Genomic DNA, 14,302 nt, shown 5'->3' with positions numbered 1-14,302 from the left:
GGCCCGTTCCGCGGCGTCGCAGTCACCAAATGTGAGCTGGGGACCTATGTGAGCCTCTCGCATAGGTCCCCAGCTCACATTTGCAGCAGTTGACCTTGAGGGGGCGCCGGGGGAGCAGCAGTCGGCCTTGAGGGGGAGGTGCTGGGGGAGCAGCAGTCGGCCTTGAGGGGGAGCCAGACGCGCATCGGGGCGACGCTGCGGTTGCCCCACGCGTCGTAGGGGATCGCGGTCCAGGTGGCCGGGACCTGGGTGCTCGCGGCCTCGGCGGGTCCGTGGAGCGTGGAGCGCGCCCTACAGGGGCAGCGGGCTCTTCTCTCCTCCCCCACGGCGACCTGCGGGATCACCAGCAGCGGCCAGTGCGCCAGGTACAGCGAATACGAGATCGCGCCGACGAACCGAAACGGGCGCACGCTCAGCAGGGGTGAGACCGACCACACGCGGAGTCCTGACGTGTCTATCCTCGACCGCATGGCTACACCGTCGGCTCCCCACCCCGAGTCACCGCATCCGGAGGCCCAGCGCACCGAGGCGCGTCTGGAGGCCCAGCGCACCGAGGAGCGTCTGGAGCCCGAGCGCACCGAGGCGCGGCGTCCGGAGCCCGAGAGCACCGAAGCGCAGCCCACCGAGGTGTCGACGGTGTCGACTGCCTTTCTCCGCCAGCTCGACGACGAGCGGGAGAGCGCGATGCGCACCGCCTCGCATCCCGGCTCTGCGTTCGACGGGGCCGACGCCGCCCTGCACGATCGGCTCGAGGAGCTCGTCGAGGCGGATCGCCCCGAGATGCTCGACCTCATGCTCGACCTCGCCGAGCACCCTGAGGTCGCCTTCGAGGAGCACCGCTCCGCGCGCGCCATCGTCGACGTCCTCGCCGCTCACGGCATCGAGGCGCAGCTGGGCGTGCACGGGCTCGACACCGCGATCCGTGCAGAGATCTCCGGGATGTCCGGGACACGGCCTGCGGGGCCGGGCGCTGCGGGAGCAGGCGCTGCCGGCGCGGAGTCCGCGGGACCGGGAGCGGATGCCTCGGGAGTGGGAGTGGGAGCGGATGCCTCGGGCGTGGGAGCGGGAGTGGGAGCGGACGCTGCTGGAGCGGGCGCTGCGGGAGCAGGCGTCGGGGACGACGTCCCGACCCTCGCGATCCTCTCCGAATACGACGCGCTGCCCGTCGTCGGCCACGGCTGCGGGCACAACGTCATCGCCGTCATGGGCCTGGGGGCCTTCCTGGCGCTGGCCGCGCTCGCGAAGGCAGACCCGTCGGCCGTCCCCGGACGGGTCGTGTTCCTGGGGACCCCCGCCGAAGAGGGCCATACCGGCAAGGAGTACATGGCCCGCAACGGGGCCTTCGACGGGCTGGACGCCGCGGTGATGGCCCACCCGTACGGCTATGACCTGGCCGACCAGGTGTGGCTGGGCCGTCGGACGCTCACCGTGGAGTTCCACGGACACACCGCCCACGCCTCAGCGCAGCCCTTCATGGGCCGCAACGCGCTGGACGCCGCGAGCCTCATGTATCAGGGGATCGGCCTGATGCGGCAGCAGACCCCGCCGTCGGACCGCATCCACGCCGTGATCCGCGAGGGCGGCGATCGCGCGAGCGTCGTGCCGGATTACGCGAAGCTCGACCTGTACGTGCGCTCGCAGCGCCCCGAGACCCTCAAGGACCTCTCGAGCCGCGTCGAGGACGTGGCCCGTGGCGCCGCCCTCATGGCCGGGGTCGGCGTGAGCGTCAACTGGGACCAGCACCCGCCGTCGCTGCCCGTGCGCACCAACGAGGCGCTCACGGGGAGCTGGGTCCAGGCGCAGCGTCGCCGCGGCCGCGATCCGCTCCCGTTCGGCGTGGTCTCGCCGATCCTCGCCGCCTCCACCGACTTCGGCAACGTCAGCTATCGGATCCCCGGCATCCACCCGGTGATCCGGATCGCCCCGCCCGAGGTGGCCCTGCACACCCGCGAGTTCGCGACCTGGGCCGTCTCCGAGGATGCTCGCGCGGCGGCGTCCGACGGGGCCTACGGGCTCGCGGCCACCGTGCTCGACGCCCTCCATGATCCGCAGCTGGCCACCGCCATGGCCGCGGAGTTCGAGGAGGCTGGCGGCGCGATCGACGTGCCCTCGTTCTTCGACTGATCTGCCCCACGCTTTCCCGCTCACGTCCACGATCCACTGGAGACCCCCATGAGCGCAGCACCGACCGGTTCCCCGACCACCGGCCTGACCGACAAGATCCTCAACGGGGTGGAGAGGGCGGGCAACAAGCTGCCCGAGCCCTTCATGCTCTTCCTCGTCCTCTTCGCCGTCACCGGCGTCGTGTCCACCGCGATGGCCTGGGCCGGTGTGGTCGTCACGGTGCCCGGCTCCGAGGACCCCACCGTCATCAAGGGCCTGTTCACCGGTGAGGGGCTCACCTGGCTCACCACCACGCTGGGCGAGAACTTCATCGGGTTCCCGCCGCTGGTGACCGTGCTGCCGATCCTGCTGGCGATCGGCATCGCCCAGCACTCCGGTCTGCTCGCCGCCGGCATCCGCAAGCTCTTCGGCACCTCGCCCGCTTGGCTGCTGCCCTATGTGGTCGGGTTCGTGGGCGTGATCTCCTCGATCATGGCCGACACCGCCTTCGTGGTGGTCCCGCCGCTCGCGGCCCTCGTGTTCAAGGCCGCCGGCCGCCATCCCGTGGCCGGACTGCTGGGCGGCTTCGCCGCGGCCGGCGCCGGCTACTCCACGAACATCTTCCCGACCTCGCTGGACGCCCTGTTCGCCGGCATCACCACCTCGGTCATGGGCGCCCTCCCGGGCTTCGAGACCACCGCGGTCAATCCGGTCTCGAACTGGTTCTTCAACATCGCCTCGTCGATCGTGCTGGGCTTCGTGGCCGGGTTCATCATCGACAAGGTCCTCGAGCCGCGACTGACGCGGCAGGGCATCGACCGCGACGAGGTCGCCGTGGAGGGCGCTGAGAAGAGTGCCGAGAGCACCGAGAACATGCGGGCCGCCCTCACCCCCGAGGAGAACAGGGGCCTGCTGGCAGCGGTGCTCAGCGCCGCGGTGCTCACCGCGGTCTTCCTGGTCGCCTTCCTGCTGCCGGACTCCCCGTGGCGCAACGAGGACGGTGACTTCCTGCCGGAGTCCCCGCTGCTGAGCTCGATCGTGTTCATCGTGGTCGCCTACTTCGTGGTGCTCGGCCTGGCGTACGGGATCGCGACGAAGACCGTGCGCTCCACGCGCGACGCGGTGGAGATGATGACCGAGTCGCTCAAGGAGATGCTGCCCTTCGTGGTGCTCGCGTTCGTCCTGGGCAACTTCATCGCATTGTTCAACTGGTCCGGGATCGGCACCTGGATCGCGGTGACCGGTGCGGCCGGGCTCGAGGGCGTGGGCCTGACCGGCTTCCCCGCCGTGCTCGGATTCATCCTCCTGGCCAGCTGCCTGAACCTGTTCATCATCTCCGGCTCGGCCATGTGGGCGATCATGGGCGCAGTGTTCGTGCCGATGTTCGCGCTGATCGGCTACGAGCCCGCGTTCACCCAGGCCGCCTTCCGCGTGGGCGACTCCGCGACCCAGATCATCACGCCGATGAATCCCTACATGATCGTGCTGCTGGGCATGATCCGGAAGTACGAGCCGGGCGCCGGCCTGGGCACCCTGATGGCGCGCATGCTGCCCTTCGTCGTCCCGTTCTGGATCGTGTGGACCGTGATCCTCGCGGTGTTCTTCGTCGCCGATCTGCCGCTGGGACCGGGCAACCCGATCTTCCTGGAGAAGTGAGGGCCCGGGACGCGATCGCGCGCATGCCCGGCAGCTCGCGGAGGATCCGCGGGCGGATCGGAACCACCTCTCTATCAGCTACCGTCGTGAGGACGGCTCCTGGTGCGGCGCCAGGGCAGATGACAGGAGGGCGACATGGCGGACGGACAGCTCTCCACCCCGCGCCGGCTGCAGCGCACCGGCCTCATCCTGTGCGGGGTGGGTCTCGTCGGAACGGTGGTGCTCGCTCTCGTGCACGGTGGCTGGAGCTCCCACAACACCGGCGTGATCTTCGTGCTCGGCGGCCTCGTGGCGTTCATCGTCGGCCTGGTGCAGGACCGTCTCGCACGAACCGGCGATGAGGACGCCCGTAGACGATGACCGTGCCGGGCGGCGACGCCCAGGAGCGCGCGTCGGCATCCGGAACGTCGGCATCCGGAGAGCCGACGTCGGTGGCGATCTCGTCCGGAGCGGCGTCGGGACGGAAGCCGAGCTTCTCCAGCACCCGTGACGAGGCAGGATTCTCGACGTCGGCCAGCGCCACCAGGCGGGAGAGCCCCAGCGGCCCGAACGCGGCCTCCACGCACAGCGCCGCCGCCTCCGTCGCCAGACCGCGCCCCCAGGCATCGCGGGCCAGGGTGTAGCCGAGCTCGGTCCCGAACCTCGTGACCTCCAGACCGGCGTCGCCGATCAGCCGGCCGGTGCTGCGCTCGATCACCGCCCAGAAGGCGAACCCGTGCTCGCGCTGGTGACGGCGGTAATCCGCGATCATCTGCTCCGTCGTGTCCGGCGTGTCCGGCGTGGCCGCTTCGCCCGCGCCGACATACCGCATGACTTCGGGATCGCCATAGATCCCGTGCGCTGCGGGGGCGTCGCCCGGCGCGAAGGGACGCAGCAGCACGCGCTCGCCGAGCAGCGGGAAGTCCAGGGACATGGACGCAGTGTGCGGCGTCGCGTCCGGGCGGTCAACGAGGTCCGGAGGGTCAACGAGGAATCCGGGCGGCCGACGAGGAATGAGCCGGTCCCGTCGGGCTGACCTGTCGCCGGGCTACCCTGTCCCAGATGTCCCGTGCCGCCGCTCTTCCTCCCGTGCTGCTCGGCCTCGTGGTCCTGCTGCTCGCGCAGATGGCGGGCCTGGCCGTGTCGGCGCTGCTGGGCCTGCCGATCCCCGGAGTGGTGCTGGGGATCGTGCTGCTGGTCGTGCTCGGACTCCTGCGGCCCACGCGGGCCGTGCTGCGCGTCGCCGACCCGGCGGCCACCCCGCTTCTGGCGCATCTGCAGCTGCTGTTCGTCCCGCCGGGCGTCGGCATCATCCTCGAGCTGCGCTCGCTCGCCCAGAACGCGCTGCCGATCGCGCTCGCCGTGGGCGGCTCGTTCGTGGTCACGCTGCTGGTGGCCGGGTGGCTCCTGCAGGCGCTGCTGCGCCGGCAGGATCGTCGTCGGCAGGAGCGCGGGGGAGCGGCCGCATGAGCGCGCTCATCCACCTCCCCGTCTTCGGCCTCGCCCTCACGCTGAGCGCCTATCTGCTCTCGCTGTGGCTCTACCAGCGACTGGGCAGGCCCGGCCTGCTCTCCCCGGTGCTGGTCACCGTGGTGATCGTCGCCGCCGTCCTGCAGGCCACCGGCCTGCCGTATGCCGAGTACCTCGAGCAGGTCACGGTGCTGACCCTCCTGCTCGGCCCCGCCACCGTCGCGCTCGCCCTGCCGCTGCTGCGCAACGGACGGGCTCTGGCTTCCTCGGCCCCGGCCGTGCTCGCGACCCTGGCCGTCGGCGGTGCGGTGAGCGTGGCGATCACGGTCGCTGCGATGACCGCCTTCGGTGCGGGTGAGGACATGCTGCTCGCCGCCCTGCCGCGCTCGGTGACCTCCCCGGTGGGCCTGTCGATCGCGGAGATCCTCGGGGCCTCGGTGCCGCTCGCGGTGGTGCTGACGCTGATCTCCGGGGTGCTCGGAGCCGTCGTCGGCCCGGCTCTGCTGACCCTCGCCCGGGTGCGCGACGAGCGGGCCCGTGGCTTCGCCATCGGCCTCACCTCGCACGGCATCGGCACCTCGCGCGTGCTCTCCGAATCCACGGTGGCCGGCGGCTGGTCCAGCGCCGCGATGGTGATGAACGCGCTGATCATGACGGTCGTGCTGCCGATCGTGGCCGGGATCGTCGCCGGCTGAGGCTGGGCCTGAGGCGGGCTTGGAGCCTACGCCGCCCGGCGTCCGCGGCCGTGGCTGTAGCACCCGGAGTGGTGCGGAGCGCGAGCGCTCTCCTCCGCCCTCGCGATCTCCTCCGTAAGTCGGGTGCGGTGCGCGACGGATTCCTGGAGAATGACGGCAGATCGGACTGCCGCAGCGCAGAGCGGACTGTCCCAGCGCAGAGCGGGCCGTCGCAGCTCTGACGGCTGCTGCTCACCGGGCGGACACGATCTGTCCGCCCGTCTCCGTACCGTTGTTCCTGACGCCGACCGCGGCGGGAGCACTGCCGTGCACCAGCCCGACCCTCATCAAGGATCCTCCATGCTCTGGACCGTCATCCGACGGCACATCCGTCCCTACCTCCCGCACGTGGCCGCCGTCATCGTGCTGCAGCTGGCCACCGTGCTGGCCACGCTGTACCTGCCCAGCCTCAACGCCGACATCATCGACAACGGCGTGGCCACGGGGGACACCGACTACATCTGGCGCGTCGGCGGACTCATGCTGATCGTCGCGATGGTGCAGGTCATCACGGCGGTCACCTCGGTCTGGTTCGGCGCCCGCGTGGCGATGGGCCTGGGGCGGGACATCCGCCGCTCCCTCTACACCCGGGTGGATCGCTTCTCCACCGAGGAGATGGGCCGTTTCGGCGCCCCCACCCTGATCACCCGCGGCACGAACGACGTGCAGCAGGTGCAGATGCTCGCGCTGATGACGTTGAACTTCATGGTCATGGTGCCGATCATGTCCATCGGCGGCATCGTGATGGCGATCCAGGAGGATCCCGGGCTGTCCTGGCTGGTGTGGGTCTCCGTCCCCGTGCTCATGGTCATCGTGGGGCTGCTGGTCACGAAGCTCATGCCGCTGTTTCAGCGCATGCAGGACAACATCGACTCGATCAACGGCGTGATGCGCGAGCAGATCATGGGCATCCGCGTGGTGCGGGCCTTCGTGCGCGAGAAGCACGAGACCGCCCGCTTCGAGGACGCCAACGCCACCCTCACCGACACCTCGGTGCGGATCGGCCGGCTGTTCGTGATCATGGGGCCCGCGATCACCGTCGTGCTGCACCTGGCCACCGCCGCCGTGCTCTGGTTCGGCGGCCACCGGGTGGACGCAGGACTCGTGCAGGTGGGCTCGCTGACCGCTTTCATGCAGTACCTGCTGCAGATCCTCATGGCCGTCATGATGGGCACCTTCATGTTCATGATGTTCCCGCGCGCGATCATCAGCGCACGCCGCATCGGAGAGGTCCTCGAGACCACGCCCACCCTCGTCGAGGCCACCGATCCGGTCGCGCTCGACCAGGTCGGCGGCGGCGCCGCGGTCGAGTTCCGCGACGTCTCCTTCGCCTATCCCGGCGCGGACGCCCCGGTGCTGGACGGCATCTCCTTCACGGCCGACGCCGGCCGCACCACGGCCATCATCGGCTCGACCGGCTCGGGCAAGACCTCGCTGATCAGCCTGATCCCGCGCCTGCACGACGCCACCAGGGGCCAGGTGCTGCTGGACGGCGTCCCGGTCACCGACCTCGCCCGCGCCACGATCTCGGACGTCGTCGGCCTCGTGCCGCAGAAGCCGTACCTGTTCTCCGGAACGATCGCGCACAACCTGCGCTTCGGGGACCCGTCGGCCGACGACGCCCAGCTGTGGGAGGCGCTCGACATCGCCCAGGCCACCGAGTTCGTCGTCGACCGCACCACCGGCGAGGACGAGGCGGCGGCGACGGGACTGGAATCCGCGGTCTCCCAGGGCGGCACGAACGTCTCCGGCGGCCAGCGCCAGCGCCTGTGCATCGCCCGCACCCTGGTGGCCCGGCCTCGCGTGTTCGTGTTCGACGACTCGTTCTCCGCGCTCGACGTCGCGACCGACGCCGCCGTCCGCGCGGGCCTGGACGCGCACACCCAGGGCGCCACGATGATCATCGTCGCCCAGCGCATCTCCAGCATCACCGGCGCGGACCAGATCATCGTGCTCGAGGAGGGCCGGGTCGTGGGCCGCGGCACCCATGAGGAGCTGCTCGCGTCGAATCAGACCTACCGGGAGATCGTCGATTCCCAGACCACCGTGGAGGAGCTGGCATGAGCCGCGCGATGAAGAACGGTGGCCGGAAGCACGGCGCCCGGCAGAACGATGCTCCGAAAAACGGTGGCCGGAAGAACCGCGGCACCGCCGCTGTGGGGGCTGAGGCCTCGGGCGCCCGCTCCTCGAACGCCGCCGCCTCCGGCACCGGAGAGCTCTCCGAGGCCGAGATCCTCGAGATGCAGGACTCCATGAGCGGCGAGTGGGGCGACTCCGCACCCCGCAAGGCGAAGGCCTTCTGGCCCTCTGCGATGCGCCTGGCCGGCACCTTCGCCGACCACAAGCTCGGCCTCGGGGTCGTGCTGGTCTTCGGCATCATCTCCACGGCCCTCACCGTGTGGGCCCCCTCGATCCTCGGCGACGCGATGGACCTCATCTTCGACGGCGTGCTCACCGGGAACGGCGTCGACTTCCCAGCGCTGGGCAGGCTGCTGCTGTTCGTGCTGGGCATGTACGTCGTGGCCGCCCTGTTCGACTGGCTGCAGGGCCGGCTCCTGAACGACGTGGTCATGGACATCGTGTACCGGCTGCGAGAACGGATCGAGGCCAAGGTCAACCGCCTGCCGCTGAGCTACTTCGACACCCACCAGCGCGGCGACCTGCTCTCGCGCACCACGAACGACGTCGACAACGTGCAGACCGCTCTCCAGCAGGCGTTCGCCTCCCTGGTCTACGCGGTGCTGACCATCGTGGGCATCACCGCGATGATGTTCTACCTGTCCTGGCAGCTGGCGCTGATCGCCCTGGTGGCCCTGCCGATCTCCGGGGTGGCCATCGGCCTGATCGGCACGAAGTCGCAGAAGCTGTTCACCGCGCAGTGGCGCAACACGGGGCGGCTGAACGGCCACGTCGAGGAGTCCTTCACCGGGCATGACCTGGTCACGGTGTTCGACCGTCAGGACTCGATGCGCGAGCAGTTCGACGAGCGCAACGAGGAGCTCTTCGAGGCCTCCTTCAAGGCCCAGTTCTACTCCGGCATGATCATGCCGATCATGCAGTGGGTGACCTACCTCGGCTATGTCGGGATCGCCGTGGTGGGCGGCCTGCGGATCGCCAGCGGGCAGCTGAGCCTCGGCCAGGTCGTCGCCTTCATCCAGTACTCCCGCGAGTTCAACGCGCCGCTCGGCGAGGTGGCCGGTATGGCGAACATGCTCATCTCCGGGGTGGCGTCGGCCGAGCGGATCTTCGAGCTGCTGGACGCCGAGGAGCAGGAGGCCGACGGGGAGATCCACGCGTCCACGACAGGGCCGGACGGGGAGCCCAGCTCGGTTCCCATCGAGCGCGCCGAGCTCACCGGCCCCACCCGCGGCCGCATCGAGTTCGACCATGTCGCCTTCTCCTACACGGCGGACAAGCCCCTCATCACGGACCTCACCCTGGTCGCCGAGCCAGGCCAGACCATCGCCATCGTGGGACCCACCGGCGCCGGCAAGACCACGCTGGTCAACCTGATCATGCGGTTCTACGAGATCGACGGCGGGCAGATCCGCCTGGACGGCGTGGACATCCGCGCCCTGGACCGCGGCGCCGTGCGCAGCCAGATCGGCATGGTGCTGCAGGACGCCGTGCTGTTCGGCGGCACGATTCGCGAGAACATCCGCTACGGGCGCCTCGATGCGTCCGACGACGAGGTCATCTCCGCCGCGACCGCCACCTTCGTGGACCGTTTCGTGCACACCCTGCCCGACGGCTACGACACGATGATCGAGGACGAGGGCGCGAACATCTCCGCCGGTGAGCGCCAGCTCATCACGATCGCCCGTGCCTTCCTCGCCGATCCCGCGCTGCTGATCCTCGACGAGGCCACCTCCTCGGTGGACACCCGCACCGAGGTGCTCGTCCAGGAGGCGATGGCCGCGCTGCGCACCGACCGCACCAGCTTCGTCATCGCGCATCGCCTCTCCACCATCCGCGACGCCGACGTCATCCTCGTGATGGAGCACGGCGACATCGTCGAACAGGGCGATCACGACGCGCTGCTCGAGGCCGAGGGCGCCTACCACCGCCTCTACTGGTCGCAGTTCGCCGGCGGCGTCGATCCCGACCAGGACGACGCAGTGCTCGAGCGCTCCGTCGCGGTGACCGGGGAGATGGCTGCGGTGACCGGGGAGATAGCTGCGGTGGCGCGGGAGGTGGCGGAGCCGGCCGATGCAGGGCCCGCCACGCCCGCCGAGCCTTCCGCTGGCCCCTCCGCAACGTCCGCCGATCCCACAGAGGACCGGTAATGTCCCCGCACGACCGATGCGGGCCTCGACATCGGTCGTGCGGGGACATTACCGGGCGCGCCGGTCTCTGCGGGTGGCCAGGACCGGATGCGCCGCTGCACGGCGCCGCGTAGCGTCGGTGCATGGACATCACGATCGTCGGCGGCGGGGTCTGCGGCCTCGCGCTGGCTCATGAGCTCGCTCCCGACCACCGCGTCACCGTGCTGGAATCCTCCCCTGGGCCGCGCGGCGGCGGGTACATGATCGACTTCTTCGGCCCGGGCTTCCTCGCTGCGGAGCGGATGGGCGTGATCGAGGAGCTGCGCCGGCGCGGGCACGTGTTCGACGGCGTCCGCTATGGTCTGCCCGACGGCTCGACCAGCGGGACGATCGATGCCGCGCCGCTGGTCAAGGCGGCTGGTGGACGTTACTTCTCGATCCTTCGCCCTGAGGTCGAGCTCGGCCTGCTCGCCCAGCTCCCGGAGAGCGTGGATCTCCGCTACGGCGTGCGTGTGGTCGGGGTTCGCGAGGACGAAACGCGCGACGCCGAGGCGCACGATACCGGGACGTGCGAGCCCGGGACGGGCGATGCCGGGACGCGTGAGGACGGGACGGAGGGCACTGCGACTCCCGACGCCGCCCCCGGCCGACCAGCAGTCATCACTGCAGAAGGAGAGGTGCTGGAGTCGGACCTGGTGGTCGCGTGCGACGGCGTGCGCTCCCCGCTCCGCGAGCACGTCGCTCCCGGCCACGGCCGCATCCTGCCGATGGGATACCGGGCCGCCAGCTATCTCTTCGACGATGCGCAGCTGGCGCACGAGCTGGGGCAGAGGATGCTCATGACCGACACGATCCAGCGGGTGGGCTGGCTGTATGCGGCCGACGCCGAGCAGGTGGGTGTCATGTTCACCGAGCGCGTCGACCCCCATGACACCGAGCGACCCAGCGCGGATCCGGAGCGCCTGCGCCGACGGTTCACCGGCCTGCATCCGCAGCTCGACCGGGCGCTCGAGCACGCGCCGGATACCTTCTACGACGACCTGGTCGCTCAGAGCTATGCGCCCCGCTGGAGTCGAGGTCGGATCGTGCTCGCCGGGGACGCCGCTCACGCCCCCTCGCTGCTGGCCGGGCAGGGCGCCTCCCTCGCGATCGCCGGCGCGGAAGCGCTGGCCAGGAGCCTGCGGGCGACAGGTCCGCATGTCGAGGCGGGTCTGGCGGAGTACGAGCGTCGGTGGCGGCCGACGGCGGACGCGGTGCGCCGTTCAGGACGCCTCAGTGCGTCGGCCTTCATCCCGGCCACGACCCTCCAGCTGCGCCTTCAGCAGGTGGCACGTCGGGCGATCGGCCTTCCCGGCGTGAGCCGCCTGCTCAGTCGCCAGTTCATCGCGGCCTGAAGCGCGCTGCCGGGGCTGCGGGCGCAGCTCCGCGTGCGCGCGCTGACCTGCCTGAGGCGCGAGGTCCGCCTCAGGGACGCAGCTCCAGCCTCGGAGGTGATCCGCCGGCCTCACCGATGCAGTGCCGTCCTCACAGGTGCAGCGTGCCGCCGTTGCTGCGGAAGGCGCCGGGTGGCTGCCCGAAGCGGCGACGGAACGCGGTGATGAACGGGCGCGCCTCGGGATAGCCGCATTGGCGAGCCACCTGGGCGATCGGATCGTCGGTCTCCAGCAGCAGGTGGGCGCCGCGCTCCAGCCGCAGCCTGCGCAGCATGGCCATGAGCGGCTCGCCCGTCTCCTGCGCGAACAGCCGGGCCGCATGCCGGGAGGACAGATGGGCGACCGCAGCGACGTCGCGCACCTGGATCGTGCGCTCGAGGTTGTCGGCCAGGTACCGCTCCATCGCGGCGACGCTGGAGGTGGTGCGGGCGGCGGGGTCGAGGGTGACGGCGAGATCCTCGTCGGCCGCGAAGGCGCGGGCGGTCTGGATCACGAGGGCGGCTCCGAGCGCCCTGACCTGCTCACTGACCCCGGAGCGCGGGGTGGCGACCTCTGCCGCGAGCGCTGCGATCAGCACTGGCAGCGACCCCAGGGACGTGGAGAGCAACGGGCGGTCGGCGCGCAGCAGTCCGCTCCACCAGCCGGGTGCGGAGGCGGTCGCAGTGCCCGTCGGCTGCAGCGTGAAGCCCCAGAATGCGATCCCGAGCCCGTGCTCCGGGTCGGAGATGATCTCGTGCACGTCGCCGGGGCGCGCTACGAAGACCGTCCCGGCCTCGATCCGGTGGGTGGCACCGTCGACGGTGAACGTCCCGGATCCCGAGTACGCCAGGCACACCTCGTAGAAGGAGTGCGTGTGGGCGTAGTTGCGCCAGACGGACGGCTCGTAGAAGCCCCAGCTGAGGTAGTCGACGGCGAACCCGTCGACCTCGCCGGAGACGAGCAGACCGGCGAGGTCGACGAAGGTGGTCGCACCGGCGACCTGATCCAGGCTCACCCGAGCATCATGCCTGCCCGACCCGCCCGGTGGGGTCGCTGCCGGCGAGGATCAGGCCCTGACCGAGGGACTCCTTGTGCTGGTCGGTCATCGGCGGGTCGGCCGGGTCGCGGAACTGGACCAGCCAGGTGGTGCGGGCCTCGTCGCTGACGTTGATCCCCGAGCTGTGCACCGTGAAGTAGGTGAAGAACAGGACGTCCCCGGCCTCGGCCTCCATCGGGACGAGCTGATCGGTGGGGAAGTCGGGGAGATGGAAGCTGCCCTGCGGATCGTGCTCGCGGGGGCCCTCCTTGTGGCTGCCGGGGGCGATGCGCACGCAGCCCTTCGCGTCCGGTGCGTCGTCGAAGTGGAAGATCGCAGCGGCGACCTTGTGGTTCTTGTGCGGGAAGAACGGGTAGTCCTGATGCGGCGGGAACGGCGAGCCGTTCTCCGGCGGCTTGATGAACATCTTGGTGTGGTGCAACTGCACGTTCGGGGTGCGCAGCACGGCCGCGGCCACGTCGGTGAAGCGGGGATCGGTGAGCAGCCTGGTGTAGGCGGCATCGTAGAACTGGGCGTCATGCAGGTGCTGCAGGCTGGTCTGCCGTCCCATGGCGACATCGGAGGCGGCGTCCCAGGTGGGGTCGTCACCGCGGTCGAGGCGTGCGATCAGCTCATGGCTGCGAGCACGGTACTCGGTTGCCTCCTCCTTGCTGAGGAGTCCCTTGACCAGGACGTATCCCTGCTCGTCGTAGGTGTCGGCCAGAGTGTCGAGGTGTTCGGGAGCTGTGGAGGGAGCTGTGGAGAGGGTGGTCATCATCGACCTTTCGTGCGGGAGTGGGTCGGTCAACTGTGCGTGCACATCGAGCCTAGGAACTGTGACCAGGACCCACCAGGCCGACGGCGGACGCGGATGTTCGCAGAACGGCCACGCCCGGCACGCCCACCCTCGACGGCTCCGCCCGCCTCGACGAGTGCGACGGCCCGGACGGCCGCCAAACGCTCAGCCGTTCTCCGACGGCTCCGCCCACCTCGATGGCTCCGCCCGCCTCGATGGCTCCGCCTGCCTCGATGGCTCCGCCTGCCGTGACGGCCATCGAGGCGGGGAGGGAGGCGTCAGCCCTCGAGCATTCGCGACCGGGTCAAGAACCTCTTCCCGTCGGGGGACTCGAGGCTGAAGCCGCCGCCGCGCCCGTCGACCAGGTCGATCGTGAGGTGCGTGTGGCGCCAGTATGCGAACTGCTCACGGCTCATCCAGAAGTCGAGCGGCGAGGTGGTGCCGTCGGGCAGCGGGACCTCGACGTGACCCATCCGCACGTCGGCGTCACCCGTGATGAAGTCGCCCTCCGGGTAGCACATGGGGGAGGAGCCGTCGCAGCACCCGCCGGACTGATGGAACATCAGCGGACCGTTGCGGTCGATCAACCGCTGCAGCTGTCCGACGGCGGCCTGGGTGAACGCGACCCGTGAGAAGTCCTCGCCCTCGATGGTGGGCTCGGCCTCGAGCACGTCATCGGTGCTGGTCGGCTCAGGCAGCGGCGGCGCCGGTGGCTGTCCCGGCTGCGGGGCAGGGGCCTGGCTGGAGACCCGCGCCTCGTACGGTGCTGGTGCTGGTGCTGGTGCTGGTGCTGGTGCTGGTGCTGGTGCTGGTGCTGGTGCTGGTGCTGGTGCTGGTGCTGGTGCTGGTGC

The 14,302-nt window shown here is 70.3% G+C and carries 13 protein-coding genes; 8 read left to right on the top strand and 5 right to left on the bottom strand.

Annotated features, from left to right (window positions below):
• Window positions 1-74: 74 nt before the first annotated feature.
• A complete protein-coding gene (locus CIK81_RS17670; RefSeq protein ID WP_181868854.1) occupies window positions 75-410 on the bottom strand; it encodes a hypothetical protein in 336 nt (111 codons plus the stop codon).
• Between the two features lie 58 nt (window positions 411-468).
• Here CIK81_RS17670 and CIK81_RS17665 point away from each other — a divergent pair, with 58 nt between their 5' ends.
• The 3 genes from CIK81_RS17665 to CIK81_RS18075 all read left to right on the top strand — a co-directional run bounded on the left by CIK81_RS17665 (window position 469) and on the right by CIK81_RS18075 (window position 4,119).
• The gene (locus tag CIK81_RS17665; RefSeq protein ID WP_096166452.1) at window positions 469-2,124 is read left to right on the top strand and encodes an amidohydrolase; all 1,656 of its coding nucleotides are present in this window, start codon (window positions 469-471) and stop codon (window positions 2,122-2,124) included.
• Between the two features lie 48 nt (window positions 2,125-2,172).
• Window positions 2,173-3,759, top strand: a complete 1,587-nt coding sequence (locus CIK81_RS17660) for an AbgT family transporter (RefSeq protein WP_114329021.1) — start codon at window positions 2,173-2,175, stop codon at window positions 3,757-3,759.
• A gap of 135 nt (window positions 3,760-3,894) precedes the next feature.
• A complete protein-coding gene (locus tag CIK81_RS18075) occupies window positions 3,895-4,119 on the top strand; it encodes a hypothetical protein (protein ID WP_141393734.1) in 225 nt (74 codons plus the stop codon).
• Here the strand turns inward: CIK81_RS18075 and CIK81_RS17655 are convergent.
• Window positions 4,055-4,672, bottom strand: a complete 618-nt coding sequence (locus tag CIK81_RS17655) for a GNAT family N-acetyltransferase (protein ID WP_114355979.1) — start codon at window positions 4,670-4,672, stop codon at window positions 4,055-4,057. The two genes, CIK81_RS18075 and CIK81_RS17655, sit on opposite strands and share 65 nt — an antisense overlap.
• A 128-nt stretch (window positions 4,673-4,800) precedes the next feature.
• Here CIK81_RS17655 and CIK81_RS17650 point away from each other — a divergent pair, with 128 nt between their 5' ends.
• The 5 genes from CIK81_RS17650 to CIK81_RS17630 all read left to right on the top strand — a co-directional run bounded on the left by CIK81_RS17650 (window position 4,801) and on the right by CIK81_RS17630 (window position 11,601).
• Window positions 4,801-5,208, top strand: a complete 408-nt coding sequence (locus tag CIK81_RS17650; RefSeq protein WP_096166449.1) for a CidA/LrgA family protein — start codon at window positions 4,801-4,803, stop codon at window positions 5,206-5,208.
• On the top strand, window positions 5,205-5,903 hold the full coding sequence (locus CIK81_RS17645) for an LrgB family protein (protein WP_096166448.1): 699 nt from the start codon (window positions 5,205-5,207) through the stop codon (window positions 5,901-5,903). The genes CIK81_RS17650 and CIK81_RS17645 overlap by 4 nt, the downstream gene beginning before the upstream one ends.
• 339 nt (window positions 5,904-6,242) lie before the next feature.
• On the top strand, window positions 6,243-8,006 hold the full coding sequence (locus CIK81_RS17640) for an ABC transporter ATP-binding protein (RefSeq protein ID WP_096166447.1): 1,764 nt from the start codon (window positions 6,243-6,245) through the stop codon (window positions 8,004-8,006).
• A 176-nt stretch (window positions 8,007-8,182) separates the two neighbouring features.
• Window positions 8,183-10,228 (top strand): ABC transporter ATP-binding protein, encoded by a 2,046-nt coding sequence (locus tag CIK81_RS17635; RefSeq protein WP_158542102.1) that lies wholly within the window; start codon window positions 8,183-8,185, stop codon window positions 10,226-10,228.
• A 122-nt stretch (window positions 10,229-10,350) separates the two neighbouring features.
• A complete protein-coding gene (locus CIK81_RS17630) occupies window positions 10,351-11,601 on the top strand; it encodes an FAD-dependent monooxygenase (RefSeq protein WP_096166446.1) in 1,251 nt (416 codons plus the stop codon).
• Window positions 11,602-11,731: 130 nt separating this feature from the next.
• On the opposite strand, the gene CIK81_RS17625 is transcribed toward CIK81_RS17630, so the two are convergent.
• The 3 genes from CIK81_RS17625 to CIK81_RS17615 all read right to left on the bottom strand — a co-directional run bounded on the left by CIK81_RS17625 (window position 11,732) and on the right by CIK81_RS17615 (window position 14,122).
• Window positions 11,732-12,634: an AraC family transcriptional regulator gene (locus CIK81_RS17625; RefSeq protein WP_096166445.1), complete on the bottom strand. Its 903-nt coding sequence runs from the start codon at window positions 12,632-12,634 to the stop codon at window positions 11,732-11,734.
• Window positions 12,635-12,641: 7 nt separating this feature from the next.
• Complete coding sequence (locus CIK81_RS17620) at window positions 12,642-13,430, bottom strand: phytanoyl-CoA dioxygenase family protein (protein WP_096166461.1); 789 nt, start codon at window positions 13,428-13,430, stop codon at window positions 12,642-12,644.
• Between the two features lie 299 nt (window positions 13,431-13,729).
• The gene (locus CIK81_RS17615; RefSeq protein ID WP_338022888.1) at window positions 13,730-14,122 is read right to left on the bottom strand and encodes a DUF779 domain-containing protein; all 393 of its coding nucleotides are present in this window, start codon (window positions 14,120-14,122) and stop codon (window positions 13,730-13,732) included.
• Window positions 14,123-14,302 lie beyond the last annotated feature (180 nt).

This window comes from Brachybacterium sp. JB7 (assembly GCF_003335205.1).
GTDB classification, from domain to species: Bacteria; Actinomycetota; Actinomycetes; order Actinomycetales; family Dermabacteraceae; genus Brachybacterium; species Brachybacterium alimentarium.
The sequence above is the reverse complement of the archived record's forward strand: the minus strand, read 5'-3'. Positions and strand labels throughout refer to the sequence as shown.